28 protein-coding genes are annotated in these 26,490 nt (G+C 69.4%); 12 read left to right on the top strand and 16 right to left on the bottom strand.

What is annotated here, in order from left to right; genetic code table 11:
* Positions 1–56 precede the first annotated feature (56 nt).
* Positions 57–509, bottom strand: coding sequence for a dUTP diphosphatase (dut, locus tag OHA18_RS32590; RefSeq protein ID WP_328999176.1), 453 nt, complete (start codon positions 507–509; stop codon positions 57–59).
* 52 nt (positions 510–561) lie between these two features.
* On the opposite strand from dut, the gene OHA18_RS32585 reads away from it, so the two are divergent.
* Together OHA18_RS32585 and OHA18_RS32580 are read left to right on the top strand one after the other, a co-directional pair.
* Positions 562–1,017 carry a DUF3093 domain-containing protein gene (locus OHA18_RS32585; protein ID WP_328999175.1) on the top strand — a complete coding sequence of 152 codons (456 nt, stop codon included), beginning with the start codon at positions 562–564 and terminating at the stop codon, positions 1,015–1,017.
* 30 nt (positions 1,018–1,047) lie between these two features.
* Entirely contained in the window at positions 1,048–1,371 is a 324-nt protein-coding gene (locus tag OHA18_RS32580; protein ID WP_328999174.1) for a DUF4235 domain-containing protein, read from the top strand.
* An 84-nt stretch (positions 1,372–1,455) separates the two neighbouring features.
* Here the strand turns inward: OHA18_RS32580 and OHA18_RS32575 are convergent, their stop codons facing one another.
* The 3 genes from OHA18_RS32575 to OHA18_RS32565 all read right to left on the bottom strand — a co-directional run bounded on the left by OHA18_RS32575 (position 1,456) and on the right by OHA18_RS32565 (position 3,932).
* On the bottom strand, positions 1,456–1,755 hold the full coding sequence (locus OHA18_RS32575) for a DUF4193 domain-containing protein (protein WP_130379292.1): 300 nt from the start codon (positions 1,753–1,755) through the stop codon (positions 1,456–1,458).
* A 294-nt stretch (positions 1,756–2,049) separates the two neighbouring features.
* Entirely contained in the window at positions 2,050–2,853 is an 804-nt protein-coding gene (locus OHA18_RS32570) for an inositol monophosphatase family protein (protein ID WP_328999173.1), read from the bottom strand.
* Positions 2,850–3,932, bottom strand: a complete 1,083-nt coding sequence (locus OHA18_RS32565) for a ferrochelatase (RefSeq protein ID WP_328999172.1) — start codon at positions 3,930–3,932, stop codon at positions 2,850–2,852. Before OHA18_RS32565 ends, OHA18_RS32570 begins: the two co-directional genes overlap by 4 nt.
* A 72-nt stretch (positions 3,933–4,004) precedes the next feature.
* On the opposite strand from OHA18_RS32565, the gene OHA18_RS32560 reads away from it, so the two are divergent.
* Positions 4,005–5,180, top strand: coding sequence for an MFS transporter (locus tag OHA18_RS32560; RefSeq protein WP_328999171.1), 1,176 nt, complete (start codon positions 4,005–4,007; stop codon positions 5,178–5,180).
* A gap of 40 nt (positions 5,181–5,220) precedes the next feature.
* Positions 5,221–5,943, top strand: coding sequence for a MerR family transcriptional regulator (locus tag OHA18_RS32555; protein WP_328999170.1), 723 nt, complete (start codon positions 5,221–5,223; stop codon positions 5,941–5,943).
* Here OHA18_RS32555 and OHA18_RS32550 read toward each other — a convergent pair.
* Complete coding sequence (locus OHA18_RS32550) at positions 5,926–6,531, bottom strand: trimeric intracellular cation channel family protein (RefSeq protein ID WP_328999169.1); 606 nt, start codon at positions 6,529–6,531, stop codon at positions 5,926–5,928. The genes OHA18_RS32555 and OHA18_RS32550 overlap by 18 nt on opposite strands.
* Positions 6,532–6,588: 57 nt before the next feature.
* Between OHA18_RS32550 and OHA18_RS32545 the strand changes: the two genes are divergently transcribed.
* Both OHA18_RS32545 and fdhD read left to right on the top strand, forming a co-directional pair.
* Complete coding sequence (locus OHA18_RS32545) at positions 6,589–7,581, top strand: phosphotransferase family protein (RefSeq protein WP_328999168.1); 993 nt, start codon at positions 6,589–6,591, stop codon at positions 7,579–7,581.
* 17 nt (positions 7,582–7,598) lie between these two features.
* On the top strand, positions 7,599–8,432 hold the full coding sequence (gene fdhD, locus OHA18_RS32540) for a formate dehydrogenase accessory sulfurtransferase FdhD (RefSeq protein WP_328999167.1): 834 nt from the start codon (positions 7,599–7,601) through the stop codon (positions 8,430–8,432).
* Here the strand turns inward: fdhD and OHA18_RS32535 are convergent.
* The 3 genes from OHA18_RS32535 to OHA18_RS32525 form a co-directional block, all read right to left on the bottom strand.
* Positions 8,416–11,160 carry an AAA family ATPase gene (locus OHA18_RS32535; RefSeq protein ID WP_328999166.1) on the bottom strand — a complete coding sequence of 915 codons (2,745 nt, stop codon included), beginning with the start codon at positions 11,158–11,160 and terminating at the stop codon, positions 8,416–8,418. The two genes, fdhD and OHA18_RS32535, sit on opposite strands and share 17 nt — an antisense overlap.
* Complete coding sequence (locus OHA18_RS32530; protein ID WP_328999165.1) at positions 11,157–12,284, bottom strand: metallophosphoesterase family protein; 1,128 nt, start codon at positions 12,282–12,284, stop codon at positions 11,157–11,159. Before OHA18_RS32530 ends, OHA18_RS32535 begins: the two co-directional genes overlap by 4 nt.
* Before the next feature lie 152 nt (positions 12,285–12,436).
* The gene (locus OHA18_RS32525) at positions 12,437–13,246 is read right to left on the bottom strand and encodes an SDR family NAD(P)-dependent oxidoreductase (protein WP_328999164.1); all 810 of its coding nucleotides are present in this window, start codon (positions 13,244–13,246) and stop codon (positions 12,437–12,439) included.
* 22 nt (positions 13,247–13,268) lie between these two features.
* On the opposite strand from OHA18_RS32525, the gene OHA18_RS32520 reads away from it, so the two are divergent.
* Both OHA18_RS32520 and OHA18_RS32515 read left to right on the top strand, forming a co-directional pair.
* Positions 13,269–13,820, top strand: coding sequence for a GNAT family N-acetyltransferase (locus OHA18_RS32520; RefSeq protein WP_328999163.1), 552 nt, complete (start codon positions 13,269–13,271; stop codon positions 13,818–13,820).
* On the top strand, positions 13,813–14,307 hold the full coding sequence (locus OHA18_RS32515) for a phosphatase domain-containing protein (RefSeq protein ID WP_328999162.1): 495 nt from the start codon (positions 13,813–13,815) through the stop codon (positions 14,305–14,307). The genes OHA18_RS32520 and OHA18_RS32515 overlap by 8 nt, the downstream gene beginning before the upstream one ends.
* Before the next feature lie 15 nt (positions 14,308–14,322).
* On the opposite strand, the gene OHA18_RS32510 is transcribed toward OHA18_RS32515, so the two are convergent.
* Genes OHA18_RS32510 through OHA18_RS32490 form a run of 5 tightly spaced genes read right to left on the bottom strand, consistent with a single transcriptional unit; the run spans position 14,323 to position 19,891 of the window.
* Entirely contained in the window at positions 14,323–15,996 is a 1,674-nt protein-coding gene (locus tag OHA18_RS32510) for an ABC transporter substrate-binding protein (protein WP_328999161.1), read from the bottom strand.
* Positions 15,993–16,976 (bottom strand): ABC transporter ATP-binding protein, encoded by a 984-nt coding sequence (locus OHA18_RS32505; RefSeq protein WP_328999160.1) that lies wholly within the window; start codon positions 16,974–16,976, stop codon positions 15,993–15,995. Before OHA18_RS32505 ends, OHA18_RS32510 begins: the two co-directional genes overlap by 4 nt.
* A complete protein-coding gene (locus OHA18_RS32500) occupies positions 16,973–17,971 on the bottom strand; it encodes an ABC transporter ATP-binding protein (RefSeq protein ID WP_328999159.1) in 999 nt (332 codons plus the stop codon). The genes OHA18_RS32505 and OHA18_RS32500 overlap by 4 nt, the downstream gene beginning before the upstream one ends.
* Complete coding sequence (locus OHA18_RS32495) at positions 17,964–18,962, bottom strand: ABC transporter permease (protein WP_328999158.1); 999 nt, start codon at positions 18,960–18,962, stop codon at positions 17,964–17,966. The genes OHA18_RS32500 and OHA18_RS32495 overlap by 8 nt, the downstream gene beginning before the upstream one ends.
* Entirely contained in the window at positions 18,962–19,891 is a 930-nt protein-coding gene (locus OHA18_RS32490) for an ABC transporter permease (protein ID WP_328999157.1), read from the bottom strand. The genes OHA18_RS32495 and OHA18_RS32490 overlap by 1 nt, the downstream gene beginning before the upstream one ends.
* Before the next feature lie 154 nt (positions 19,892–20,045).
* Between OHA18_RS32490 and OHA18_RS32485 the strand changes: the two genes are divergently transcribed.
* Together OHA18_RS32485 and OHA18_RS32480 are read left to right on the top strand one after the other, a co-directional pair.
* Entirely contained in the window at positions 20,046–20,888 is an 843-nt protein-coding gene (locus tag OHA18_RS32485; RefSeq protein ID WP_329006178.1) for an alpha/beta hydrolase, read from the top strand.
* A complete protein-coding gene (locus OHA18_RS32480; protein ID WP_328999156.1) occupies positions 20,888–21,568 on the top strand; it encodes a nucleotidyltransferase domain-containing protein in 681 nt (226 codons plus the stop codon). Before OHA18_RS32485 ends, OHA18_RS32480 begins: the two co-directional genes overlap by 1 nt.
* Here OHA18_RS32480 and OHA18_RS32475 read toward each other — a convergent pair.
* From OHA18_RS32475 to OHA18_RS32465, 3 genes are read right to left on the bottom strand one after another with little or no spacing between them, the layout of a single operon-like run.
* Positions 21,565–22,197: a hypothetical protein gene (locus OHA18_RS32475; protein ID WP_328999155.1), complete on the bottom strand. Its 633-nt coding sequence runs from the start codon at positions 22,195–22,197 to the stop codon at positions 21,565–21,567. The genes OHA18_RS32480 and OHA18_RS32475 overlap by 4 nt on opposite strands.
* Positions 22,198–22,246: 49 nt before the next feature.
* Positions 22,247–22,903 (bottom strand): hypothetical protein, encoded by a 657-nt coding sequence (locus OHA18_RS32470; RefSeq protein ID WP_328999154.1) that lies wholly within the window; start codon positions 22,901–22,903, stop codon positions 22,247–22,249.
* Positions 22,900–23,409 (bottom strand): RNA polymerase sigma factor, encoded by a 510-nt coding sequence (locus OHA18_RS32465; protein WP_328999153.1) that lies wholly within the window; start codon positions 23,407–23,409, stop codon positions 22,900–22,902. The genes OHA18_RS32470 and OHA18_RS32465 overlap by 4 nt, the downstream gene beginning before the upstream one ends.
* Positions 23,410–23,522: 113 nt before the next feature.
* Between OHA18_RS32465 and OHA18_RS32460 the strand changes: the two genes are divergently transcribed.
* Entirely contained in the window at positions 23,523–25,034 is a 1,512-nt protein-coding gene (locus OHA18_RS32460) for a TldD/PmbA family protein (protein ID WP_328999152.1), read from the top strand.
* Positions 25,031–26,437, top strand: a complete 1,407-nt coding sequence (locus OHA18_RS32455) for a metallopeptidase TldD-related protein (RefSeq protein WP_328999151.1) — start codon at positions 25,031–25,033, stop codon at positions 26,435–26,437. Before OHA18_RS32460 ends, OHA18_RS32455 begins: the two co-directional genes overlap by 4 nt.
* The last annotated feature ends 53 nt before the right edge of the window (positions 26,438–26,490 follow it).

Below are 26,490 nucleotides of genomic sequence, written 5' to 3'. Positions count from 1 at the left end.
GTTTGAGTACGGCCGCCGTAGTCTCGCGCATCCGTCAGGTCAACGGGTGCACTTGCTCAGCGTGTCACATCGCCGAAACCGCCGGTCGACCCGTGCCCCTGTTCACCGCGTGCGGAGCCGGGCAATGAGGTCACCTCGACGAACCGGGCCTTCTCCACCTGCTGGATGACGAGCTGGGCGATCCGGTCGCCACGGCGCACCGTCACCTCGGTGTGCGGGTCGAGGTTGATCAGGCAGACCTTGATCTCGCCGCGGTAGCCGGCGTCGACGGTGCCGGGCGCGTTGACGATCGAGACGCCGTGCTTCGCGGCCAGCCCGGAGCGCGGGTGCACGAAGGCGGCGTACCCGTCCTGCAGGGCGATCGCGATCCCGGTGCCGACCAGGCCGCGCTCCCCCGGCTTCAGGGTGAGGTCGGCGGCCGCTACCAGGTCGGCGCCGGCGTCGCCGGGATGCGCGTACGACGGGAGCGGGAGTTCGGGGTCGATGCGCTGGATGAGTACCTCGGTCACGAGAGGCGACCCTATCGAGCGCTCCGCGACGGGCTCGTGCCAGGCTGGGTCTGTGGGTAGCTATCGCGAGAGTCTGCGCGTGCCGGTGTCGTGGTGGATCATCGCCGCCGCCGCCGTGATCACGCTGTTCGTCATCACCGCGGTGCCGGTCAACACGCTCGCCGGCGCAATCGTCGGCGGGCTCGCGGCGGTGCTGCTGGTGACGTTGTTCATCCGGTACGGCGGCGCGCGGGTCGAGGTCGACGACCGGCATCTGCGGGCCGGACGGGCCGAGATCGACCGGACGTACCTCGGCACGGTCGAGGCGCTGACCGGTGACGATGCACGGCAGGCGTTCGGGCGCGACTGCGACCCGAAGGCCTACCTGGTGCTGCGTAGCTACCTGCCCGGCGCCGTGCGGGTGCAGATCACCGACCCGGGCGACCCCGCGCCGTACTGGCTGATCGCCACGCGGCACCCGGATCGGTTGGCTGCCGCGCTGAGCGGGCACAGCGTGGGAAGATCCTGACTGTCAGCAGTCGCGTTAGGAGTGTGTGCAGTGGTCGGAGCGAAGATCGGCTGGAAGCTGGTGCAGGCCGCATTCACGATCGTGCTGGGCCTGGCCGCGAGCAAGGCGGTCGGCGCGGCCTGGAAGCTCGGGCGCGGTGGCGAGCCGCCCAAGGACGGTGACGGTGGGTACGCCGAGGTGGTCATCTGGGCGGCCGCGAGTGGAGCGGCGGCGGCCGTGGCCAAGCTGTTCGCGGAGCGGCAGGCGGCGGCGTACTACCTGAAGTCGACGGGTCACCCGCCGCCCGGCTGGACGCAGGACGCCACTGCGCGCCTCGTCAGGGGCACCGATACCGGCCTGGTGAAGAAGGTCTAGCCAGGCCTCGAGACACAACTGCGGGACCGTCCCACCGAGGTGGGAACGGTCCCGTTGCTGTTAGGACGAAGAAGGGCGCTGGTGTCAGGCTGCGCAGTCGCGGCAGATCAGCTGCCCGTTCTTCGTTTCGGCGAGCTGGCTGCGGTGGTGAACCAGGAAGCAGCTCGAACAGGTGAACTCGTCGGCCTGGCGTGGGAGGACCCGGACCGCCAACTCTTCGTGACTCAGGTCCGCGCCGGGCAGCTCGAAGCTCTCCGCGGCCTCGGCCTCGTCCTCGTCGACCTTGCCGGAGTTCTTGTCGTGACGGCGAGTCTTCAGTTCCTCGATCGACTCTTCGGAAGCGTCCTCGTCCGTCTTGCGCGGGGCGTCGTAATCAGTCGCCATGGTGTTCCCTGCCCTCTTCGTACCCGTGGTGTTGCCTGCTGAGCCCTTGAACGGGTAGAGCGGCCGAGAAATTCCGCGTCGGCGCACCGCGCTGAATCTTCGTCCCCCGAAACCCTTGACAGCCAGGCCGGGATCGGCAATCACCTCTCCCGAGGACGGGATTGTGCCCTATAAACCGCCCGGATGCACGACTGGGTCCATGCTGTGACCCGCGTGTCGCAACAAATGTCAGGACCGAACATCAGAATGCTCGTTATTGCGCGATACTGCGCAGAAACGAGCACTCCCTGGCGTTTACGCGCGCAAGGGGTTCGCCGCGGCCAGCAGGTCGTGGAACGGCGAGAACAGCGCCGGACTCGCCGCGATCGACATCTCCGGCGACACCGAGGCGCCGTTCAGCCCGCCGACCGTCGCCCCGGCCTCGGCCGCGATCAAGGCGCCGGCGCCGTAGTCCCACGGGTTCAGGCCGCGTTCGTACACCACGTCCAGCCGGCCGCAGGCGACGTAGCACAGGTCGATCGCCCCGACCCCGATCCGGCGGATGTCCCGGACCTTGGTGATCAGGTGCTGGATCACCTCGGCCTGCACCTGCCGCCGCGCCGGGTCGTACCCGAAGCCGGTCCCGACCAGGGCCTGGCTCAGGTCGGTGGCACCCGACACCTGGATCGGCTTGCCGTCCGCGAACGCGCCACCACCCCTCGTCGCGGTGAAGATCTCGCCCTTCGGCGCGTCGACGACCACGCCGGCGACGGTCTCCCCGGCGTACTCGACCGCGATCGAGACGGCGTACGTCGGGAGGTCGTACAGATAGTTGACGGTGCCGTCGATCGGGTCGACCACCCAGCGCACCCCGCTGGTGCCGACCACGTCGTCGCCCTCCTCGCCCAGGAACGAGTCGTCCGGGCGGGCCTTCAGGACCCGGGCCCGGATCAGTTCCTCGGACTCGCGGTCGACGGCGGTGACCACGTCGGTGATGGTGCTCTTGGTCTCGGCGACCGTGATCGTGCCGCGGCGGCGTTCGACGATCAGCCCCGCCGCCTCTTCCGCCACCTCCACGGCCAGCTTCAGCAGATCCTGCGGGCTCTCTGAGGAGGTCATACAGCTTCCTTCTGACGAGTAGGTCGGCGAAGCGGTGGGCAACAGTCGTGGCGGCAGTCGTCCCAGGCCGGGCCGAGCTTGCCGACGCAGGGCCGGGCCGGCTGCTCGCCGCGCTCGGCGGCGGCGCGCTCGACGACCAGGTCGCGGAGCATCGTGACGAACTTCTTGTCCGTGCCCGGGGTCGCGGCCCGCGCCATCGGCAGGCCGAGCTTCTCGGCCGTCTTCGCGGCCTCGGTGTCGAGGTCGTAGATGACCTCCATGTGGTCACTCACGAACCCGATCGGCACGACGGCCACCCCCGGCACGCCCTCGGCGGCCAGCACCTCCAGGTTGTCGTTGACGTCGGGCTCGAGCCACGGCACCTGCGGCGGCCCGGACCGCGAGCAGTAGACGAGGTCGGTCCGCCGGGTCTGCCCGGTACGCCGCTCCAGCTCGGCCGTGATCTCCGCGGCGACGTCCAGGTGCCAGTCGACGTACCCGTTGCCGTCGGGTCCGCTGGTCGCGTTCATCGCGGTCGGGATCGAGTGCGTCACGTACGCGATCGCGCTGCCCTCGGGCAGCCGGCTCAACGCCTCGGCGGTCGACTCGACGAACGATCCGACGAAGCCGGGGTGGTTCGCGTAGTGCCGGAGCTTGTCGATCTGCGGCGCGTCCGGGATCTCCCGGGCGGCGTCCTCGAGGTTCTCCCGGTACTGGCGGCAGCCGGAGTACGACGGGTAGGCGGACGTGACGATCACCACCGCACGGCGTACCCCGTCGGCGACCATCTCGCGCATCGTGTCGGTCAGGTACGGCGCCCAGTTGCGGTTGCCCCAGTAGATGGGCAGATCCAGGCCGATCTCGTCGAACGACTCCCGCAGCGCCTTCAGCAGGTCGCGGTTCTGGTCGTTGATCGGGCTCTTGCCGCCGAACCCGTAGTAGTGCTCCCCGACCTCCTTCAGCCGCTCGTCCGGGATCCCCCGGCCGCGGGTCACGTTCTGGAGGAACGGCAGGACGTCATCGGGCTTCTCGGGACCGCCGAAGGAGAGCAACAGGACGGCGTCGTACGGAACTGCAGCAGGCGACTGGGGCAACGGCATATTCCAAGCTTCTCAGACGACTGAAGGTTAAGGTGTTCCCGGTCTCTCATGCTCAAGCCTTACGTTCATCTCATGCGCCGTCCCGGTGCCGGCGCCTTCTTCGCCGCCGGGATCCTCGGGCGTATGCCGATCTCGATGATCGGCCTGGGCATCGTCATCCTGATCGCCCGCGAGAGCGGCTCGTACGGCCTGGCCGGCGCGGTCTCCGGTGTCGCCGTCATCGCCGGCGCGTTGACCGGACCGGTCCAGGGCCGGCTGGTGGACCGCTTCGGCCAGCGGACGCTGATCCTGGTCGGTTCGGTCATCTGCACGGTCGCACTCGGCGGCCTGCTCGTCGCGGTGCGTGCCGACGCGCCCACCTGGGTCCTGTACGCGTTGTCGTTCGTTGCCGGTGGCACCCGTCCGCAGGTCGGCTCATTCGTCCGCGCCCGGTGGACCCACCTGCTCGGGCGGGGCCGTGCGCTACAGACGGCGTTTGCGTTGGAGGCGGTCGGCGACGAGGTGGTCTTCATCGTCGGTCCGGTCCTGGTCACCACGCTGGCGACGCAGTGGAGTCCGTACGCCGCGTTGACTGCCGCCGGCGTACTCGGCCTGGCCGGTGGCATCTGGCTGGCCACACTGCGCGCCTCCGACCCGCCAGGACGGGGAAAGTCGGACGGGACCGAGCGGGCGCCACTCCCCTGGCTGTCGATCATGCTGCTCAGCCTGATCGGTCTCGGCCTGGGCGCGACCCTAGGTGGCACCGAGGTGATCACAGTGGCGTTCACAACAGAGAAGGGACAGGCGGGGCTGGCCGGCGTCGTACTCGCCGTCTGGGCGTTCGGCAGCCTCTTGGCCGGGCTCTGGTACGGCTCGGTGCACTGGCGTGCTCCGGTCGAGCGCCGACTGCTGATCGGCACGATCGCACTCGCCGTCACGCTCGCACCGCTCCCCTGGGTCAACAGCGTGCTGATGCTCGGTGTGGTGCTGTTCTGCTGCGGCATGACGATCGCTCCGACGATGGTCGCGGTCACTGCCTGCGTTGAGGAGTGGGTGCCGCCGGAGCGGCTGACGGAGGCGATCACCTGGACCGTCACCGGCATCCTGCTCGGCGTTGCACCGGGCAACGCGGCCGCCGGGCACGCGGTCGACGTCTGGGGTCCGTCCGACGCCTATTGGGTCCCCTTCGGCGTGGGCATCGCGTGCGCGATCGTCGCCGCCGTCTCGATCACCTTCGCGCGCCCCAAGGAGCGGTTCGCCCACAATTAGGCTTGTATCTCCGGTAAGGGGAGATGTGAGGGTGTTGGGCATGGACCACTCGATCGGTGCGGTGGCGCGGCTCGCCGGTGTGTCGGTGAAGACCGTGCGCCACTACTCCGACCTCGGGCTGCTGGCGTCACGCCGTACAACGGCCGGCCATCGGCGGTACGGCGACGACGCCGTCGTACGACTGCGCCTGATCCGGACACTGCGCGCCCTGGGCCTGGATCTGCCGACGATCCGCGCGGTGCTGCACGACGAGCGGACGCTCGCCGAGGTTGCGGGGACGCACGCGGAGGCGCTGGCAATCCAGATCCGCACCCTGCGGCGGCAGCACGCCCTGCTCACGGTCCTCGCCCATCACCCTCACAACCCGGAGGACCTGGAACTCATGCACGACCTCACCGAACAGTCCGAGCAGGATCGCCGCGCGTTGATCGCGGACTTCCTCAGCACGACGCTCGGCCACGACGCCGAGCCGGCAGTCCGGCAGAACCTCACGCCGGTCCTCCCCTCCGATGCCGATCCAGCACAGCTCGAGGCTTGGCTGGAGTTGGCTGCGCTCGTGACCCAGGAGGACTTCCGTACGTCGGTACGTCGGCTGGTAGCGGGCTACCGGGTCCTTGCCGGGGACGATCCGCTGCGGGCGGACCCGGAGTTGCGCGCGCAGTTGATCGACTTGCGCCGTACCGCCGATCCACGCTGGCACCGCTACAACGAGTTGGTTGCCGTGGTCAACGGATGGGCGCCGCCGTCACGGGTTGCGGGGTAGCGGCGCGTTCCAGCCGCGGCGGATCGCGAGCAGGCGGATTCCGAAGCAGGTGACCGCGGCGGCGATCGGGACCCAGAGCGCGTGGTACTCCAGCGCCGCCGCGATGACCACGATGCCGGCGCCGAGGAGCGCCGGCGTGGCGTAGATCTCGGAGCGGAGCACGACCGGGACGCGGCCGCTGAGGACGTCGCGGAGTACGCCGCCGCCGATGCCGGAGAGTGTGCCCAGCAGTGCGGCCGAGATCGGGGACAGGCCGAACTCGATCGCCTTCAGCGCACCGGTGACGCAGAACAGCGCGAGACCGGCCGCGTCGAAGATGTTCACCAGCCGCTCGAGCCGGCCGATCCCCGGGTGCAGAAAGAACGTCAGCAGGCCGGCCACGACCGGGACGACCAGATAACGCCAGTCACGGAGTGCGGCCGGCGGGGTCTGACCGATCAGCACGTCGCGGATGAACCCGCCGCCGAGACCGGTGACGAGCGCGAGCACCTGGATCCCGAACACGTCCAGCTTCTTCCGTACGCCGACCAGCGCGCCGGTGATCCCGAACACGAAGATCCCCACCAGGTCGAGCACATGCAACACCATGGTTCCGAACGCTAAACCACGGGCGCCTCGCTTCGGCCGCATCTATCGTTCCTGGACATGAGTCGTTTCTCCGAGGTGCGCCCGCCGGACGTCGACTACTCCGCCACGTCCCTCCGCCCGGCCTGGAGCTCACTGCCCAGCTCGCTGCACGATGCCCTGGCCGTTGCCCTCGGCATCCAGATCACTGCGGTGTCCGCACCGGTCAGCTCAGGTTTCACCGGAGGCTTCGCGGCCCGGGCTCGGTTGTCCGACGGCCGGGAAGTGTTCATCAAGGCGGCCCCTGACGCCGGCCACGCCTACGGGGCCTACCAGCGCGAGGCCGAGGTCGTCCCTCAGCTTCCGAAGCCCGTGCGCGCTCCGGCGATCATCGCCACGGCCTCCGCCTCCGCTGAAGGAGGGCGGTGGTTCGCGGTGGTATCGGAATGGGTCCCCGCACGGATGCCCGGGGCGCCATGGACGGATGCGGACTTCGCGGTGGTGACAGCTGCCTGTGAGGAGATGGCGGACGCGCTGTGTCCCAGCCCGTTGAGCGGGTTGCGGGTTTTCGCCGACCTCGTCGGCGACGACATCATTGTGCCGGCCCAGATCATCGCCGGTGAACGTCCGCTGCCTGCGGGGCTGCAGGAGTGGGTGCCGCGGGTGTTGCCGGAGGTGGCCGAGCTGGCAGCTGCTGGGCCGCAGGTGCTGACCGGTGACACTGCGATGCACTCCGACCTGCGACCCGACAACATCCTCATCGACGGCGACGGCGCCTGCTGGGTGGTGGACTGGAACTGGCTGACGCTCGGACCGCGCTGGGTGGACTGGGTCGGCCTGCTGCCCCTGGCGCAGCACCACGGCATCGACACCTTTGCGGCAGTCCAGGACAACCCGCTGACGGCCGACGTACCCAGGGACGACATCGACGTCCTCATCGCAGTCATCGCTGCGTACATGATGAAGAACGCCGACTCTCCACCCCCACCCGGATGTACGCCGGCTCTCCGCGAACATCAGCGGCTGTCCGCGTGGACGTTCCTCGACTGGCTCGCCGTACGGCGTGGGTGGTGAGCCTTTACTGTTGAAGCATGAGCAAAGGGCCGGCGACGCGATTCAAGGTCGAGGTGCTCGATGGTGAGCGGACGTCGCGGCGGGAGGACGTCGTCACCACCGAGGAGCCGCTGGAGCTGCGGCTGGAGTGGCCAGGGCGGCCGCCCGAACCGTTGGTCGTCACGATGCGCACCCCTGGTTCCGACTTCGAGCTGGCCGCGGGTTTCTGCCTCGGCGAAGGTTTCGCGGTCCGCCCGGACGCGATCCGCACCGTTGCCTACTGCACCGACGTCGCGCTGACCCGCGAGCAGCAGTTCAACACCGTCACGGTCACCTTCGACGGTCCCCCGGACCGCGAACCACCCCAGCGGTACGGCGTCACGTCGGCCGCGTGCGGTGTCTGTGGCCAGCAGAGCCTCGACGAGCTCGCCGACCGCGAGTACGACCCGGTGGACCCGGTCGAGGTCCCGGTCGACGTCGTACGGCGCCTGCCCGATCTGCTCCGCGAGGGCCAGAAGACGTTCGAACGCACCGGTGGTCTGCACGCGGCCGGCCTCTTCACCGCCGACGGCCGCAAGATCGTGGTGAAGGAGGACGTCGGCCGCCACAACGCCGTCGACAAGGTCGTCGGCTGGACCGTCCTCAACCACCACAGCCGCAAGGGCCTCGTCCTCGCCGTCAGCGGCCGGGCCGGCTACGAAATCGTCCAGAAAGCCGTCGCCGCCGGCATCGGCATGATCGTCGCCGTCAGCGCCCCCTCGAGCCTCGCCGTCGACCTCGCCCGCCAGTCCAACCTCACCCTCACCGGCTTCACCCGCGGCGACCGCTGCGTCGTCTACTCAGCCCCCGAGCGGATCACGCGTCCAGCTTGAGGAAGGTGGCTTTGGGGACGTATTCGTAGCGGTCGGGCATGCAGGTGAGGATGATGATCTGGCCGTGGTCGCCGGCTCGGCCGAGGAGGGCGCCCATGTCGCGGAGGCGGGCCTTGTCGGACCAGCCGAGGGCGTCGTCGAAGATCACCGGAACGCTGCCTTCGCCGGTGCTGACCAGGTGGCTGATCGCCAGCCGGGTGATGATCGCCAGCTGCTCCTGCGCACCCGTGGACAGCGCCTCGACCCGCAGCCGTACGCCGTCGAGCTCGCGCTCGGCCACCGCCAGGTCGTCGTCCAGCCAGACCCGGAACGACGGCCCGTAAACGCTGCGTCCCAGCGACTCGATCCGGGTCTGCAGCGGCTCGGAGTACTTCGTCTGTGCCTCGGCCCGATGCCGGCTCAGCGTCTCGTACACGCGACGCGCTGCCTCCGCCCGGCGCTGCAGGCCGTCGTGCTCCGCGCGTACTGCGGCCAGCTCCAAGTCGGCCACATCGCGCCGGGTCGCGAGCCCGTCCCGCCCGGACTGCTCCAGCCGGCCCTCCGTCGTACGCAAGGCATCGCGCAACGTGTCCCGCTCACCCTGCAGCCGGGTCGCGACCGCCAACGCGTGCGTCAGCTCCCCCGCGACCTGATCCGCTCCGGCCTCGTCGGCCTGCTCCTGTACGACGGTCAGCTCCTCGAGCACCGCCTCGACCTCAGCCGTCGCCTCGGTCTCGGCCGCGGCCACGCCCTCGTCGTCGAGCACCACCCGCGCCGCTTCGAGCGCCTCGACCGCGGACGCCAACCGCTCCCCCGCGAGCTCGGACCGGGCCCGCGCGTTCTGCGCCTCGGACCGATCCTCGTCGGCCGCCTTCCGTGCCTGCGCCGCCGCGAACTCCGCGTCCGCCAGCAACCGCTCCGCCTCGGCCAACCCGTCCCGCGCCTCCTCGAGCGCGCGCTGCGCGCCGGCGAGGTCGCCCTCCTCCGGCTCCGGTACGTCGAAGTCGTCGAACAGCGTGTCGTGCGGTGACACGAACTCCTCGAACAACGACATCTGCCCCGGAACGCCTTCGACCGCGGCCTTACCCGCTTCCTCGGCCTCGTCGTCAGGACCCAGCCGCGCGGTCAGTACGGCGATCCGCTCGCCCGGATCGCCGCCGGTCGTCAGCGACTTCTCGGTCCGGCGGGCTTCGTTCAGCTCGGCGGTCGCGGTGTCCGCCTTCCGCAGCAGCTCCCGCGCGGCGGCGACATCCTTCACGCCGGCCTTCTTCAGCAGGTCCTTCTCCCGCCGTACGGCGTCGTCGACCCGCGAGCGCAACGTCGCCGCTTCACCGCCCGCCCGCACGGTCACCTCGAGCTGCCCCGGTACGCCGATCACCAGCTCACCCGACACGAGCACCTCGGCCGCCTCGTCGAAGCCCAGCTCCGACGGCACGTCGCCGTCCAGGCCGGTCCCCGACAATTCCACCGGCTCCGCGCCAAGTCGCCGTACCGACACCTCGGGTACGCCGGCCGCGAGTGCCGCGCGGGCCTCGACCACTGCCGCCCGGGCGTCCTCCAGCGCCGCGACGATCGCGTCGTCGACCTTGATCCGGTCCAGGATCGTCCCGGCTGCCGCGATCCGCACGCGGACGTCGACCAGCTCGGTCTGCTGCCCCAGCAACCGATCGAGCTCGGCGCGATCCATCAGGTCCGAGACCCGCCGCTCGGCCGCCTGCACGTCGGTACGGCGCAGGTCCTTGAGCTCGACGACCTCGGCCAGCGCCGCTTCCGCCGCCTGCACCATCTCGGCCGCGGTCTTGGCGACCAGGTCGGCATCGGCGCGCTTCGTCGCCAGCTCGGCCTCGAACTTGGTGAACCGCTCGACCTCGTCCAGGAGCCGCTCGCGGTCGAGCCTGGTCCGGGTGTGGTTCTCCAACCGGGCCCGCGCAGTCTCCGCCCGGGAGCGGACCGAGTCGCGGCGGAGCAGGATCTCGTCGGTCGCCTTCTTGCGCTCGCGTAGCTCCTCGACCGACTTCAGGTGATCGCTCAACCTGGTGTCGACGTCGGAGAGGTCGAGGTTGAGTCGCTCGGCCCGCCGGATGTCGGTCTGGACTTCCTCCATCGCCTGCAACGCCTGCGCCGCGGCCAGCTCGGCCCCGGACACCGTCCTCGCGGACCTCGCGTAGTCGCCGGTCGGCTTGCCGCGCGGCGTCCAGTACCGCAGGAACTCGTGCTCGACCGCGGTCACCAGCGGCATCGACGCGCCGTCGACCGGCGTACCCGACTCGGCGGTCACCGCGGTGATCAACGGCTCCGCGTCGGCCGGCGTTGGCAGCACCAACGACTGGCCCTGACTGACCATCAGCGTCTGCCAGAGCACCGGGTCGACGTTCTCGTGGAACAGCCGCTCGGCCTCGTTGTGCGCCTCGCGACCGGTCCAGGACTGCCGGCGGCCGTCGGCCCCGACGATGGTCAGCTCGGTGGAACGGTTCTTCAGCCAGCGCTTGGAGTACGTCAGCTCACGGCCCCCGAGGCTCAGCTCGGCGGTGACCTCCGGGCCGACGTCCTGGCCGACCGGCTGGATGTCGCGGATCCGGGTCGACTTCGAGTCGTCGGGCAGCTCGAAGATCAGCCCGAACGCCTCGACCAGACTGGATTTCCCGACCTCGTTGTCGCCGACCACGACGGTGGTGCCGAGCGCGCGGAACCGGACAATGCGGTCTTTGACGCCACGGAAGTCCCGTAGCGCCAAGCTGTGCAATCTCATCCCGCGTCCCGCGCCAATCGGTGCATCAGCGACAACGCCGCACCCGCGCCCTCGTCGCCGCCGGCCAGTGCCTGCCGGAGCTCCTCCATCGCGGCCCGGGCCGGACCGCTCAGCTGCAACGACTCCAGGTCGGCCGCGTCCGGAGCGGGCCGGACCGTCCAGAACTTGGCCCACCGCTCGACGCTGGCGAACACCTCGCCCTGCGCGTCGATCATCGCGTCCAGCCGGCTCAGCAACGGCAGCGGCAACGAGCCGTCACCGGCGAGCCGAACGTACGTCCGCTCCTTGTCCGGGAGCTCGGCGAACCAGTTCTCGAGCGCCTGGATCGACTCCTCGTCGAACAGCTCGACCCGGTGGTCGACCATGTGCCAGGCGCCGACCCGGACCGCCTCCACCTCGATGGCATCGGCGCCGATCGTCACCTTGAGCACGTTGCCCGGCGCGTCCTCCTCGGGCGACGTGACCTCCTGCGTGCCGGAGAACCAGATCCGGTCCGTCACCCGCGTGGTGGAGTGCCGGTCGCCGAGTCCGACGTACTGCAGCCGGCCGTCCGCAACCGCGGCCTCCAGCGCAGTCTGGTCGATGGTCGGTACGTCGGACATGCCGCCGGACAGACTCGTCAGCTGACCGTGCGCCAGCAGGATCCGGATCATCCCGGGCTTCGGCGTGAGGTCGGCGTACCCCGGCGCGGCCGGGTCCGAGAGTGGGCGCCGCGAACGCCACGGTGCGCCGACGAGCTCGACGCCCGCCACAATCTGGAAAGGCGTCGTTTCGGTCAGGACCGTGACGTGCCCCGGTGCGTGCGCCTGCCACTGGCTCGACGTCCACAGCGAGCCGGGCTCGAGGGCGTCGTGGTTGCCGGGCAGGAGGACGACCGGCACCGGGATTCGTTTGAGGGCTTCACAGGCTCGCAGGATCGTCTGCCGCTCGACCTGGTTGTGCTCGAACACGTCCCCGGTGACGACCACGAACGCCGCTCCGGTCCGCTCCGCGACCTCGCCGATCCGTGCGACAGCATCCAGCCGCGCCTGACCCCACCGGGCCTGACCGTCCGGCCCCAGGAACCGGCGCATCATCCCCAGCTGCCAGTCCGAGCTGTGCAGAAATGTGATCGACTCGTCCATCGCGGAATGAACGCTAACCCGCACCACCGACAACCGCCCAACCCAACACACCCCAACCCCGCACCCGCCCACACTCCGGACACCCTCCGCCACCACTTTGGGCACCCACCAACCATTTTCGCGCCCCGAGAATGGTTGGTGGGAGCTCAAGGTCAGCTTGGGAAGTCGGCGCTTCGGGACAGGTCCGCCCAGGTCGCGAGGTCGGTCTGAGCGCCGGCGTACACACCCTGGAGTGCCTCGACCGCGTCCGAGCCGAGCGGCAGACGTAGCGGAGGCTCCGGGCTGGCGACCGCGGTCAGGATTGCTCGCGCGGCACGGACCGGGTCGCCGGGCTGGGTGCCGTTCCCGTTCGAGAGTGCGTCACGGACGGCGCCGACAGAGCCTTCGTAAACGGAGCTGATCTCGGCGACATGCAGTGCGCTCGGCTCGTTGAACGACGTCCGGAACGCACCCGGCTCGACGATCAGCACCCGGATCCCGAACTGCTTCGTCTCGGCCGCGAGCGCCTCCGACCAGCCCTCGATGGCGAACTTCGAACCGCTGTAGGCACTGATCCCGGCGAACGCGAACCGCCCGCCCTGACTGCTCAACTGCACGACAGTCCCGCTCTTCCGCTCCCGCATCCCCGGCAGCACGGCCTTCGTCAACGCGACCGGCCCGAAGAAGTGCAGCTCCATCAACCCGCGCAGTTCCTCGTCGCTGGTTTCTTCAGCCGCCCCGACCATCCCGCGCCCCGCGTTGTTCACGAGTACGTCGATCCGCCCGACCTGCTCGACGACCCCAGGAATCGCGGCGCTGTCCGTCACGTCGAGGTTCACCACCGACAACCGCTCGTGCCGCAACTCCATCGCCTCCGGCCGCCGCACCGCCGCGACCACCGTGTGACCGGCCGCCAGCGCCTGCTCCGTCAACGCCCGCCCGAACCCCGCGTTCGCACCCGTAATCAACCAGACCTGAGACATGCGAACAGCCTACGATCCACGAGTGGCGACCTACCTGGAGACCGATCGACTGACGCTTCGCCGGTTCACGCCGGCTGATGTCGACCTGCTGGTCGCGTTGAACTCCGACCCCGAGGTGATGCGGTTCCTGACCGGTCGGCCGACACCACGCGACCACATCGAGGACGTCGTACTGCCGGAGATGCTGAAGGTGTACGCCGAACACCCGCAGCTCGGGCACTTCGCCGCCGACGCCGACGGCGTGTTCATCGGATGGTTCGGGATCCAGCCCGCGAGTGACGCCACGACTGTCGGCATCGGCTATCGGCTGAACCAGGCCGCCTGGGGCAAGGGGTACGCGACCGAAGCTACGAAGGCGCTGATCGCGAAGGCCTTCACCGAGCTCGGGATGGAGCGGGTGGAGGCGGACACGATGGCGGTCAACCACCGTTCGCGGGCGGTGATGCGACGGTCCGGCCTACGGTTCCTGAAGGTCTACCACGAGCACTACGACGATCCGCTCCCCGGCACGGAGTTCGGGGACGTCCTGTACGGCGTCGATCGCGCGACCTGGGAGGCTGGGCACCATGGATGACGATCGACCGTACGCCGTACTCGACATCGACGCGACGCTGTCCGACACCAGCAAGCGGATCCACTTCATCGAGCGGAAGCCGAAGGACTGGGACTCGTTCTTCGCGCACGCCAAGGAGGACGCGGTGCTCGACGAAGGGCTCGCGGTCGCGACGACGCTGGCGGCCGAGCACGAGATCGTCTACCTGACCGGGCGGCCGGAGCGGCTGCGGCGGGACACGGTGAAGTGGCTGAAGGACAACGGGTTCCCGGACGGCAAGCTGTACATGCGCGGCAACACCGACCGCCGCCCGTCGACGCTGATGAAGCTCGGCCGGCTGCAACGGCTCGCCGAACAGCGCCCGGTCGCCGTACTGGTCGACGACGACGTCAAGGTGATCGCGGCCGCCGAGAAGGCCGGCTACACGGTGATGAGGGCCGACTGGGGACTCGATGCCGAGACCCAGCCGACCCTCTTCGAAGCTCAGGAGTCCGAAGGCCGGACCTGAGAGCTACTTACCCCGCTACTTGCTGAGCCCGAGGATCAGCGTGTTCGGGTACGGCGGGTACTGCGGCAGGTAGAAGTTCTGCACCTTCGACCCGTGCAGGAACGCGTTCCGCGCGTAGATCAGCGGCACGACCGGTGCGTCGGCCATGATCTGCTTGTCGAGCGCGCCCCACATCCCGGCCGCCTTGGTCCGGTCCGACTCGGCCGTCGCCGCGGCGATCGCGGAGTCCACCGCCGGGTTGGAGTAGCGGGAAATGTTGTACCCGCCGTTGCCGATCTCCGACGTCCCGAACAGCGGCTGGATGTTGCCGATCGCGGACGGGAAGTCCGGCAGCCAGCTCGACACGGTCAGGTCGAAGTCCGGCTTGTTCCCGGTGATCAGGTCGGACAGCGGCTCGCTGTCCAGCGGCTTGATCGTGACCGTGATCCCGGCCCGCTTCAGACCCTGCTGGATCGCCTGCGCCACGCCGAGACCGGTCGTGTTGTCGGCCGCCAGCACCAGGTTGAGGTTGGCGGCGCCGGCGGCCGCGAGCATCTGCTTGGCCTTGTCCGGGTCGCCCGCCGGCGGCGCCGGGAACAGGTCGAACTTGCTGAAGCCGTCGATACCCGGCGTGATCAGGGTCGTGGCGAGCTCACCGCCGAACTCCGGACCGCCCTCGGCGACCTGGACGGCCTGCTTGTCGACGGCGTACTGGATCGCCTTGCGGACCTCGGGCTTGGCGAGCGCGGGACGCTGCGTGTTCATCGCCAGGTACATCAGAGCACCGGACGTCGACGTCGCCACCCGGGCCTTCACCGCGGGGTTGCCGGTCACGGTCGGGATCAGCGCGGCCGGGACCGAGGTCCCGGTGGTGGCAGCGAACTTGTCGTCGCCCGCGTCCGCGATCAGGCGCTGGTTGACGACGTCGGGCTGCAGGCCCATGTCGGTCACGATCGAGTCCGGCAGGCCGGTCCGGGCCGGGTCGGTCGACTTGTCCCAGTTCGGGTTCCGGGTCAGCACGAGCTTCGAGCCCGGCGCGTACGACTGGACCTGGTACGGGCCGCTGGCCATCGGCTTCTCGCCGTAGTGCGCCGGGTCGGTGTCGGCCTTCTTCGGCACCGGCGAGAACGCCGGCATGCTGACGATCCACGGCCAGTCGCCGTACGGCTTGTTCAGCTTGAAGACGATCGTGGTGTCGTCCGGCGTCTGCACCGAGGCCAGGTCGCCGCCCTTGTACGGGCCGGTGTACTTGTCGCCGCCGACCAGCAGCGACTTGTGGTAGCCGAGCCCGCCGGACAGCTCCGGCGCGAACGACCGCTCGACACCGTACTTGATGTCAGCGGCAACGATCGGCGAGCCGTCGGCGTACTTGAGACCCGGCTTGAGCTTGTAGGTCCAGGTCTTGCCGCCGTCGCTGACCTGGCCGGTGTCGGTGGCCAGGTCCGGGACCAGCTCGGTCGGCTTGCTCGGGTCGGTCTTCCACGAGGTCAGGCCGCGCAGCACCAGGTGGATCCCGCTGATACCCAGGTTCTGGCTCTTGGCCGGGTCGTAGCTGACTTCCTTGGCGGTGCTGAGGAAGTGCAGAGTGCCGCCCTGCTCGGCAGCGGCAGTACTGCCGCCACCCGCAGTGGTCTTGTCGTTGGCGTTGCAAGCGGCCGCCGCCAGCGCCAGCACGGCCGCTACCGCGACCGCTCGGGAAATGCGTTTCATTGTTTCCTCTCAGAGGTGGGGGGCTCAGGGAAGTAGCAGGCGGCCCGGTGTTCGGTCGAGCCTTGGACAGGCTCGAGCACCGGTCGTTCGGTCGCGCATACGTCCTCAGCCTTGTAGCACCGGGTCCGGAAGGGGCATCCGGACGGCGGGTCGATCGGCGTCGGGACATCGCCCGTCAGCACGATGCGATCACGGGAGACGCCCGGCTCGGGCACCGGTACGGCGGACAGCAATGCCTTCGTGTACGGGTGCGCCGGGGCCTCGTACACCTGCGCCGCGGGGCCTTCCTCGACGATCGTGCCGAGGTACATCACGGCGATCCGGTCGGCGACCTGCCGGACCACGGCCAGGTCGTGGGCCACCAGGACGTACGACAGGCCGAGCTCGTCGCGCAGGTCGGCGAGCAGGTTCAGCACCTGGGCCTGGACGGATACGTCGAGCGCCGACACCGGCTCGTCGCAGACCAGCAGATCCGGCTTCACCGACAGCGCCCGGGCGATCCCGATCCGCTGCCGCTGTCCGCCGGAGAACTCGTGCGGATACCGGTCCAGGTACTGCTCGGCGAGCCCGACCTGCTCGAGCAGCTCGACCAGCTGGGCCCGGCTCGGGCGGATCCCCTGCGCGCGGTACGGCGTACTGAGGATGGTGCCGACGGACTGCCGCGGATTCAGCGACGCCTGCGGGTCCTGGAAGACCATCTGGATCTGACGGCGGATCGGCCGCAGCCGGCGGCCGCGCACCTTGGTGACGTCCGTGCCGCCGATCTCCACGCGGCCCTGGGTCGGATCCAGCAGACGGGTCGCCACCCGGGCCAGCGTCGACTTGCCCGATCCGGACTCGCCGACCAGGCCGACCGTCTCGCCCTTGTGGACCACGAGGTTCACGCCGTCGACCGCGCGGACGGACTGCGCCTTGCGCCACGGGGCGCCACGCAGACCGAAGTACTTCTTGACGTCCTTGAGGTTCAGCAGCTCGCTCACAGCAGCACCTCCGGGCGTCGACCGAGGTGGCAGGCCGCCTCGTGATCGCCCTGGCCCGGGCGCGGCGTCAGCTCGGGACGCTCGGTGACACAGCGCTCACCGACCAGATGCGTGTACGCGCACCGCGGCTGGAACGGGCAACCGGTCGTGATCGACCCCGGCGTGGGCGGGCTGCCGGGAATCGTGGTCAGCCGCGGCTTCGGCGGTACGTCGACCCGCGGCATCGCACCGAGCAGACCGAGCGTGTACGGGTGGGCGGCCCGGGAGAAGATGTCGCGGACCGTACCGCGCTCCGCCGCGCGGCCGGCGTACATGACCAGGACGTCGTCGGCGACCTCGGCGACGACGCCGAGATCGTGCGAGATCAGCACCAGCGCCGTACCGAACTCCTCCTGGACGTCGTCCAGCAGGCGCATGATCTGCGCCTGCACGGTGACATCGAGTGCGGTCGTCGGCTCGTCCGCGATCAGCACTCTCGGGTCGTTCACCAGAGCCATAGCAATCACGACCCGCTGCCGCATTCCCCCGGAGAACTCGTGCGGGTAGCTCTCCGCCCGGCGGGCCGCGTCCGGGATGCCGACCTTGTCGAGCATCTCGACCGCCCGTTGGCGGGCGGCCTTCTTCGAGACGTCGTGGTGCAGCCGGTACGCCTCGGCGACCTGCCAGCCGACGCTGTAGTACGGGCTCAGGGCGGACAGGGCGTCCTGGAAGACCATCGCGATGTCGTTGCCGCGGATCTTGCGGAGCTCGTCGTTCGGCAGGCCGTTCAGCTCGCGGCCGTCGAGGAGGACCTCGCCGGTGACGTCGGCGTTCGAGGGCAGCAGGCCCATCACGGCGGCCGAGCTGACGCTCTTGCCGGACCCGGACTCGCCGACGATCGCGAGCGTCTCCCCCGGCGCGACGGCGAAGTCGATGCCGTCGACGGCCGGCACCAGGCCGCCCTCGGTGCTGAACGTCACCTGCAGGTCGTGCACTTCGAGCACTGGCTCAGCCATGGCTCACCCTCGGGTCGAGCACACCGTGCACTATGTCCACCACCAGGTTCGCGAGGATGATCAGGAACGCCGAGAACAGCGTCACGCCGACGACCACGGCCACGTCGAGCTGACCGACCGCGCTGATCAGCAGGTCGCCGAGGCCCTGCATGCTGAAGACCTTCTCGGTCAGGATGGCACCGCCGAGCAGACCGCCGAGATCCAGGCCGAACAAGGTGATCACCGGGACGAGTACGCCGCGCAGCCCGTGGATCACGACCACCCGCCCCTCGCCGGCGCCTTTCGCCCGGACAGTGGTGATGTAGTCGAGGTTCAGCTCGTCGATCATCTGCGAGCGGGTCAGCCGGATGTACGACGCCGCTTGCAGGATCGCGAGCACGATCCACGGCGTGATCAGATGCCAGGCCCAGTCGACCGGGCTCTCGGTGAGCGGGACGTAGCCGTTGACCGGGACCATGTTCAGCCAGAACCCGAACACCAAGATGGCCAGCAGACCGAGCAGGAACAGCGGCGTCGACACCCCGACCAGTGCCACCCCGACCGCGAGCCGGTCGAGGATGCGGCCGCGGTTCAGAGCTGCGACCACGCCGAGTGAGACGCCGATGAGCAGCCACAGTACGGCGGCGCCGACCGCGATCGAGGCGGTGATGGGCAGCCGGTCCAGGATCAGTGTGGTGACCGGACGCGCCAGCGGGAACGAGTACCCGAAGCAGGGGGCGTTGCAGTGCACAGCCGCCGTACCGTCGCCGAACGTGCGGCCGGCGAAGATGCCCTTCAGGAAATGCAGGTACTGCTGCAGGGTGCTCTGGTCGAGCTGCATGAAGTGCCGGGCCTGCTCCAGACGGTCCGGCGTGCAGGGCTTGCCGCAGGCGAGGTGGGCCGGGTCGGCGGGGATCGCGTAGAAGACCAGGTAGACGGCGAGGCTCAGCGCGAGCATCACGAGCAGGGCCGCGAACAGCCGGCGGATGACGAACCAGACGAGATCAGGCATCAGCTCGTCCTCCGCAGCCGGACGTCGAACGCGTCCCGCACCCCGTCGCCGAGGAGCGTGAACCCGAGCACGGCGAGAAACAGCATCGCGCCGGGGAACAGCAGGAACCACGGGTCGGCGCCGGTGTACACCCAGGCGATCGAGTCCGAGATCGACCGCCCGAGGCTCGGTGTCGGTGGCGGTACGCCGACGCCCAGGAACGACAACGCGGCCTCGGCGCCGATGTAGCCGGGGATGGCCAGCGTGGCGATCACCAGGACCGGGCCGAGCAGGTTCGGCAGCAGTTCGCGGGTGATGACCATCCAGCCGGTGGAGCCGGCGCTGCGGGCCGCCTCGACGAACTCGCGGGCGACCAGCGAGCGCGCCTGGTTGCGGATCAGCCGGGCCAGGCCGGCCCAGCCGAAGAAGCTCAGCACCACGATCAGCAGCAGCCAGCGCGGGAACTTCGCCGGCACGATGATGCCGAGGGCAATCATGAAGACGAGCTGCGGGAAGCCGAAGAGGAAGTCCAGCAGCCGGGACACGATCGCGTCGAACCAGCCGCCGAAGTACGCCGCGCTGATGCCGACCAGGGTGCCGACCACGGTCGTGACCGCGGTCACGACGACGGCGATGAACAGCGACGTCCGCAGGCCGAGGACGACGATCGAGAACAGGTCCCGGCCGGTCAACGGCTCGACGCCGAACCAGTGGCTGCCGCTGGCCCCGCCGATCGGGCCCCGCGGCGCGTTCCCACGGGCGGGATCGAGCAGGTCGATGTGGTACGTCGTCGCATCCTGGCCGGCCAGCCGCACCAGCAGCGGCGCGGCCGCGGCGATGAGGATCAGCAGAGCGACCAGTACCACGCCGACGCGCGCGCTGCGGTCACGCCGTAACCGGCGCAACGCTTGCCGGGTGGGCGATACGGTCCCGGCGACCGAGGAACTCACAAGCACTCCCGACTGGTTTGATTCTTACAGCCGACAAAACCTAGGCCGCATCCTTGCACCACCGCGGTGGCATCTCGAATTCCGAGAATCTCGGGTTGGCAACTGTGGATTCGGCTAGCTGCTGTCGGGTGGTTACGCTCCGCTCGTGGACAGCATGGTGCGGATCGGTGACCGGATGGTTCTCTACAGCCTCTACGGCGCCGAGGACGGGGTGCCGGCGCTGTCGTTCAGCGGTACCCCGAGCACGCGCTGGAAGCGACCCGACGCGCTGGCGGCCATCGAGTCGTCCGGTCTGCGGATGGCCACCCCCGACCGCCCCGGCTACGGCGGGTCGACCCGCTGGCCCGGCCGGACGGTGGCGTCCGTGGTCGAGGACGCCGTTGCGGTGGCCGTTGCGCTCGGCTGGACGCGGTTCGCAGTCACCGGCGGCTCGGGTGGCGGTCCGCATGCGTTGGCGTGTGCCGCGCTGTTGCCGGACCGGGTGACGAGGTGCGCGGTGATCGGGAGCAATTCACCGCCGATCGTGGACGGACCGGAGCCGACCGAGGAAGAGGAAGAGGCGGACCCGCGGCGTAACCGCACCTCTTGGCAAGCGGTGCACGGGGACCTCCGGCCAGGTTTCGAGGAGACGACCCGGACGATCATGGCTGCGATCGAGGCGGGTGGCCCGGAGATCCCACCGCAGCCAGGAGCTGATCCGGGTCCGCCCGCTCGGGAGGACCCCTCGGCGATGGATCGGGTGACCGCCACCTTCGTCACCAGCCACGACGGCTGGCTGGATGACCACGTGGCCTTCGCCACGCCCTGGGGCTTCGAACTCGGCGACATCCAGGTCCCGGTCAGCCTCTGGCACGGCTCTGCCGACGAACGCGCAGGCAAGTACGTCGACTTCCTCGCTGCCGAGATACCCCACGCGGAACGCAAGTACTACGTGGGCGGCCACATCCCACCAACAAATGCGTTCCGCGAACTGCTGCGTTGGCTGACACTGTCCTGATGGACGTCGCACGCCAACTAGTGCTGGAGCTGTACCCGGATGCCCGAGCCGCCTGGCTCGGCGGCAGTGTGGCGCGCGGCGACGCGAGTAGTACGTCCGACTTGGACATCACCGTGCTGCTGGACGGTCCTCCGGCGCCGATGCGGAAGTCGCTGGCGTACGGCGGCTGGCCGGTCGAGCTGTTCGTGCACACCGAGAAGTCGCTGCGCCATTTCGCCGACAAGGACCAGGCACGACGCCAGCCGACCATGATGCGGCTCGTCGGCGAGTCCGTCGTACTGCTGGACACAGACGGGTGCGGTGCGCGGTTGCAGCAGGAGTTCCGCGCCGAGGTTGCTGCTGGGCCTGAGCCCCTGTCCACGGACGAGCTGGATCTGCTGCGCTACACGATCACCAATCTGCTGGACGACCTGTCGGACGCTGCAGGTGACGTGCGGCTGGCGATCGCTTCGGTGCTGTGGCAGGACGCGGCGCGGCTGTTCCTGACCGGTGCTGGGCGTTGGTCCGGCACGGGCAAGGGTCTGCTGCGTGAGGTGGCGGCGTACGACCAGGCGCTCGCTGCGGCCCTGATGGACGGCCTACGTGTGGAGGACGACCGACTGATCGTTGCCGTGGACCACATCCTCGCGGAGTACGGCGGGAGGCTGTTCGCCGGCTTCGAGCTGGGCGCGAAGATCTAGTCGATCAGCTCCCAGCGACGCTTGGGGAAGAAGCGGACGGCAAGGACTGCGGCCGCCGCGCCGATGAGGACACCCGGGATGACCCAGCGCCAGCCGGTGAAGGCGTTGGTGGTCGTCACCTGGGACTGCGCCGGGGCGGGTGCCGGGGTGGGTGTGGTGACAGGTGCGTCGGCGACCGAGTAGCCGTCGTCGAGCGTGGGGCCGCCGTCGAACTTGGTGTTGAGGAGCTTGAACGAGTCGAGCAACCGCAGCAGCCGGGCTCCGTCAGTGGGATGGTGCCAGGTGAGTTTGGACGGCGTGGTTCCGTTGAACTCCTGTGTCGAGATCCACGGGCCGCCGGGTGCTTCCGGATAGATGATGTCGATCCGCCACACCATCATGTCGTGGATCAGCCAGGTCGCTCGGACGAACCTGCCGGCTTCGCGCGCAGGATCGGCGTTATCAGCCTCCGGCGCGTTTTGGACCAGCTCCTGGAGGTCGTAGTACCGCTGGTCGTCGTATCCGACAGCGGTCACGGACGGCGGCGAGCTGAGCAGGACGCTGGTCGGACCGCCGGCGTGGGCCGGGATGGCGGCGGCGAACAGTGCTGCGGCTAGTGCTGCAACCAGTGCGAGAGTACGGCGGACCATGGCAGCTCTCCCTGTCGACGAGGACTCACCGCGAATACACCGCTGCTGCTCAGGAGGTTCCACTCGCCAGAGCCACTGCACGTGCCCTGTCGACGCCTTCGAGGCGGAAGGTCACGCCGTTGCGCTCCCAGACCAGCGTGGGGCCGGCTATGCGCACGATGCGCTTGTCGACCAGCACCAGGTCGTGCGGCGTCTTGAACCAGAAGGCGTTGATGTCAGAGATGTAGTCGATCGTGCCGTAGTACTGCTTGATGTACATCGGCTCGATGCCGGACTGGAACTGCTCCAGCCGTATGCCGTTCCAGCTGGTCGCAACGAACCCCTTCGACGCCTCCACTCCGGTCGGCGCACCCAGCTCCCTCGGAAGCTTCGGGGTGAAGCCGGCTGTTTGTGCAGCCTGCTCCAACGACAGGTGTCCAGCGACAGTCGGCACCGGAGGCGCAGTACTAGGTCCGCTGCCGACGGGCTGCGCTTGGACTCCGCCGATTCGCAGCCACTCTGCGACGGCCGCGCGTACTGGTGGGGTCAGTGCGAGGCCGGCCAGCAGTACTAGGAATCCGGCGAGGAACGCCCGCCACCTGTCTCGTAGACGCTTCCGCACCGGGATGTCGGCGACGCGTGTGAGCACCGTGGCCTTCAGGGCGTCGTCGACTGGAGGTATGACGGCAGACCGCCCGACAGACCGCAGTTCGTCTTCGAGGCTCATCGCTGCACCTCCTTGTCGGGTAGGGCGTCGCGGAGTCTTCCCAGAGCGCGATGCAGGCGTGATTTGACCGTGCCGCGCGGCCAGCCGAGTACTGCGGCAGTCTCCTGCTCGTCCAGATCCAGCAGGTACCTGCAGGTCACGACGAGCCGCATCGGCTCCGGCAGCGTCCGTACGGCGTTCAGCAGCTCAGTCCGGCGCTCCAGCGACACTGCGGCCTCAGCCGGATCCAGTACGACGTCCAGCGGCACCGCCAACTCCTCGCGCCGCGCCCGCCGGCCCCGCGCGCGCACCGCGTTCCGGGTCTCGTTGGCCACGATCCGCAGCAACCAGGGCCTGAAGGCCGCCCCCTCCCGGAAGCCACCCAGCCCCCGGTACGCCTTGACGAACGCATCCTGCACCACATCGTCCGCGTCCGCTCCCGCCCCCAGAAACACAGCGGTCCGCTTCGCCACGAGGGCATGCCGATCCACCAACTCGCCGTACGCGGCCCCATCCCCACCCCGCACCCGAGCCAGGATCTCGGCTTCATCGACTTGGCTGATCCACGCCTCCTGTCATCTTCCAGTCATTGTCACTACACCGCACAGGATTGTCGGGTTCCCTGTATAGGGTCTTCTTCGTGCCCGATATCGACGCAGCGTTTCTCGCCCTCCCCCGGCAGGAGCTGGCCGCCGCCGCTCTGCAGCGTGCCCGCGACCTCGGCGCGACCTTCGCCGAGTTCCGCCTGGAGCGGATCCGATCCGAGTCCATCTCCCTGCGCGACAGCGTGCTGGAGAGCGCGAAGGACGACGAGGACCTCGGCCTCGCGGTCCGCGTCATCCACGACGGCACCTGGGGGTTCGCGGCCGGCGTCGCGCTGACCGAGGACGAGGCCGTCCGCGTCGCCGAGCAGGCCGTGAACATGGCGCAGGTCTCCCGCCCGATCAACGCCGAGACGATCGAGCTCGCCGACGAGCCGGTGTACGACGACGTCACCTGGACCTCGTCGTACGAGATCGATCCGTTCACCGTCCCGCGCGCCGACAAGGTCGCCCTGCTCACCGACTACAGCGACCGCCTGCTCAAGGCCGACGGCGTCGCTCACGTGAGCGTCCACGTCGCGACCATCCACGAATGCAAGTACTACGCGAACACCGCCGGCACGTCGTACACCCAGCAACGCGTCCGGATCGGCCCGAACATCACCGCCCACGCCGTCGCGGAGGATCGCTTCGACTCGATGTCGACGTGCGCGCCGCCGGCCGGCCGCGGCTGGGAGTACATGACCGGCACCGGCTGGGACTGGGACGACGAGCTCGCCCAGATCCCCGGCTGGCTCGCCGAGAAGCTCGCCGCCCCGAGCGTCGAGGCCGGTGAGTACGACGTCGTCATCGACCCGTCGAACCTCTGGCTCACCATCCACGAATCGATCGGCCACGCCACCGAGCTGGACCGCGCCCTCGGCTACGAGGCGAATTACGCCGGCACCAGCTTCGCCACCACCGACAAGCTCGGCACGCTCAAGTACGGCTCCCCCGTCATGCACGTCACCGGCGACCGCACCGTCGAGCACGGCCTGTCCACCGTCGGGTACGACGACGAGGGCGTGGCCGGACAGCAGTGGGACCTGGTCAAGGACGGCATCCTGGTCGGGTACCAGGTGGACCGCCGGATGGCGAAGAAGAACGAGGACCTGCTCGGCACGCCACGCTCCAACGGTTGCGCGTACGCCGACTCCTCCGGCCACATCCCGATCCAGCGGATGGCCAACGTCTCGCTGCAGCCGGCCGAGGGCGGCCCGTCCACCGAGGAACTCATCAGCCGAGTGCAGAACGGGATCTACATCGTCGGCGACAAGTCCTGGTCGATCGACATGCAGCGGTACAACTTCCAGTTCACCGGCCAGCGGTTCTACAAGATCACCGACGGCAAGCTGGACGGTCAGCTCCGCGACGTCGCGTACCAGGCGACGACCACCGACTTCTGGGGCTCGATGGAGGCGGTCGGCGGCCCGCAGACGTACCTGCTCGGCGGCGCGCTGAACTGCGGCAAGGCCGAGCCGTCGCAGTCCGGCGCCGTCACGCACGGCTGCCCGTCCGCGCTGTTCCGCAGTGTCCGCATTCTCAACACCACGCAGGAGGCCGGCCGGTGACAGCGATCCAGCTCACCCCGCAGGACACGATCGAGCGGGGTCTCGCCCTGGCCGCGGCCGAGGGCGCCGACGGCTGCATTGTGCTCGTCGCCGAGACCTCCAGCACGAACCTGCGCTGGGCCAACAACACCCTGACCACCAACGGCGCGATGCGCGGCTCGAGCGTGACCGTGATCGCCACCGTCGGCTCCGGCGAAGGGACGGCGGCCGGCGTGATCGGCCGGTCGTCCGCCACCGAGGACTCGTTGCGCGAGATCGTCTCCGCCGCGATCGCGACCGCCCGCGCCGCGGGGCCGGCCGAGGACGCCCGCCCGCTCGTCGACGGTGCGGCCGGCGCCGAATGGGACCTCGAGCCCGAGGAGACCACGGTCGGCGTCTACGAGAAGTTCGCGCCGTCGCTCGGCGAGTCGCTGAAGCGCGCCGACCTCGAGCGGCGCCGGCTGTACGGCTTCGCCAATCACGAGGTCGTCACGCTGTACGTCGGCTCCTCGACCGGACTGCGGCTGCGCCAGGCCCTCCCCCGTGGGTATGTCTCTTCGACGGGTAAGAACGCCGACCTGAGCCACTCGGCCTGGGTCGGCACGGCCACCCGCGACTTCACCGACGTCGACGCGCTCTCGCTCGACGCCGAGCTCACCCGGCGGCTCGGCTGGGCGACGCGGACGGTCTCGGCCGACGCGGGCCGGCACCCGACGATCCTCCCGCCGGCCGCGGTCGCGGACCTGATGACCTACCTGTTCTGGCAGCTCGACGGCCGGGACGCGTTCGACGGCCAGACCGTGTTCTCCAAGGCCGGCGGCGGCACCCGGATCGGGGACACCTTGTCACCGCAGCCGGTGAATCTGCACTCCGACCCGGCGCTCGCGGGGCTCGAGGCGTTCGCGTTCGCGGTGGCCCGGTCGTCGGGCGGCTCGTCGAGCGTGTTCGACAACGGGCTGACGTTGCAGGCGACGGACTGGATCCGGGGCGGCAAGCTCGAACACCTGATGACGAGCCGCCATACGGCGGAGCTGATCGGCGTACCGGAGGCGACACCCGACATCGCGAACTACGTGGTGTCCGTCGACGGCGGCACCGGCTCGACCGACGACCTGGTCGCCGGCCTCGACAACGGTCTGCTGGTGACCTGCCTGTGGTACATCCGGATGGTCGACCCGCAGACGCTGCTGCTCACCGGCCTGACCCGCGACGGCGTCTACCTGGTCGAGAACGGCGAGGTCACCGGAGCAGTCAACAACTTCCGGTTCAACGAGAGCCCGGTCGATCTGCTGGCCCGGTTCACCAGCGCGGGGGCCACGGTTCCGGCGTACTCGCGGGAATGGGGCGACTACTTCTCCCGGACCGCGACGCCGCCGCTGCTCGTGCCCGACTTCAACATGTCGAGCGTGAGCCAGGCGAACTGAACCTGCCGCAAGCATGAGAACGCCCCGCGAAAGCTTCGCGGGGCGTTCTGCTG

It is taken from the genome of Kribbella sp. NBC_00709 (assembly GCF_036226565.1).
Taxonomy (GTDB): domain Bacteria; phylum Actinomycetota; class Actinomycetes; order Propionibacteriales; family Kribbellaceae; genus Kribbella.
Note: the sequence above shows the minus strand (reverse complement) of the source record. Positions and strands in the feature narration are given on the sequence as shown.

What these genes read in the sequence shown, in the direction of transcription:
- OHA18_RS32555 (WP_328999170.1), top strand. Translation starts at nt 5,221, where the DNA reads ATGGACCACTCGATCGGTGCGGTGGCGCGGCTCGCCGGTGTGTCGGTG.
- fdhD (WP_328999167.1), top strand. Translation starts at nt 7,599, where the DNA reads ATGAGCAAAGGGCCGGCGACGCGATTCAAGGTCGAGGTGCTCGATGGT.
- OHA18_RS32570 (WP_328999173.1), bottom strand. Translation starts at nt 2,853, where the DNA reads ATGACCTCCTCAGAGAGCCCGCAGGATCTGCTGAAGCTGGCCGTGGAG.
- OHA18_RS32575 (WP_130379292.1), bottom strand. Translation starts at nt 1,755, where the DNA reads ATGGCGACTGATTACGACGCCCCGCGCAAGACGGACGAGGACGCTTCC.
- OHA18_RS32530 (WP_328999165.1), bottom strand. Translation starts at nt 12,284, where the DNA reads ATGGACGAGTCGATCACATTTCTGCACAGCTCGGACTGGCAGCTGGGG.
- OHA18_RS32500 (WP_328999159.1), bottom strand. Translation starts at nt 17,971, where the DNA reads ATGGCTGAGCCAGTGCTCGAAGTGCACGACCTGCAGGTGACGTTCAGC.
- OHA18_RS32550 (WP_328999169.1), bottom strand. Translation starts at nt 6,531, where the DNA reads ATGGTGTTGCATGTGCTCGACCTGGTGGGGATCTTCGTGTTCGGGATC.
- OHA18_RS32485 (WP_329006178.1), top strand. Translation starts at nt 20,046, where the DNA reads ATGGTGCGGATCGGTGACCGGATGGTTCTCTACAGCCTCTACGGCGCC.
- OHA18_RS32515 (WP_328999162.1), top strand. Translation starts at nt 13,813, where the DNA reads ATGGATGACGATCGACCGTACGCCGTACTCGACATCGACGCGACGCTG.
- OHA18_RS32510 (WP_328999161.1), bottom strand. Translation starts at nt 15,996, where the DNA reads ATGAAACGCATTTCCCGAGCGGTCGCGGTAGCGGCCGTGCTGGCGCTG.
- OHA18_RS32565 (WP_328999172.1), bottom strand. Translation starts at nt 3,932, where the DNA reads ATGCCGTTGCCCCAGTCGCCTGCTGCAGTTCCGTACGACGCCGTCCTG.
- OHA18_RS32525 (WP_328999164.1), bottom strand. Translation starts at nt 13,246, where the DNA reads ATGTCTCAGGTCTGGTTGATTACGGGTGCGAACGCGGGGTTCGGGCGG.
- OHA18_RS32560 (WP_328999171.1), top strand. Translation starts at nt 4,005, where the DNA reads ATGCGCCGTCCCGGTGCCGGCGCCTTCTTCGCCGCCGGGATCCTCGGG.
- OHA18_RS32495 (WP_328999158.1), bottom strand. Translation starts at nt 18,962, where the DNA reads ATGCCTGATCTCGTCTGGTTCGTCATCCGCCGGCTGTTCGCGGCCCTG.
- OHA18_RS32475 (WP_328999155.1), bottom strand. Translation starts at nt 22,197, where the DNA reads ATGGTCCGCCGTACTCTCGCACTGGTTGCAGCACTAGCCGCAGCACTG.
- OHA18_RS32545 (WP_328999168.1), top strand. Translation starts at nt 6,589, where the DNA reads ATGAGTCGTTTCTCCGAGGTGCGCCCGCCGGACGTCGACTACTCCGCC.
- OHA18_RS32470 (WP_328999154.1), bottom strand. Translation starts at nt 22,903, where the DNA reads ATGAGCCTCGAAGACGAACTGCGGTCTGTCGGGCGGTCTGCCGTCATA.
- OHA18_RS32535 (WP_328999166.1), bottom strand. Translation starts at nt 11,160, where the DNA reads ATGAGATTGCACAGCTTGGCGCTACGGGACTTCCGTGGCGTCAAAGAC.
- OHA18_RS32480 (WP_328999156.1), top strand. Translation starts at nt 20,888, where the DNA reads ATGGACGTCGCACGCCAACTAGTGCTGGAGCTGTACCCGGATGCCCGA.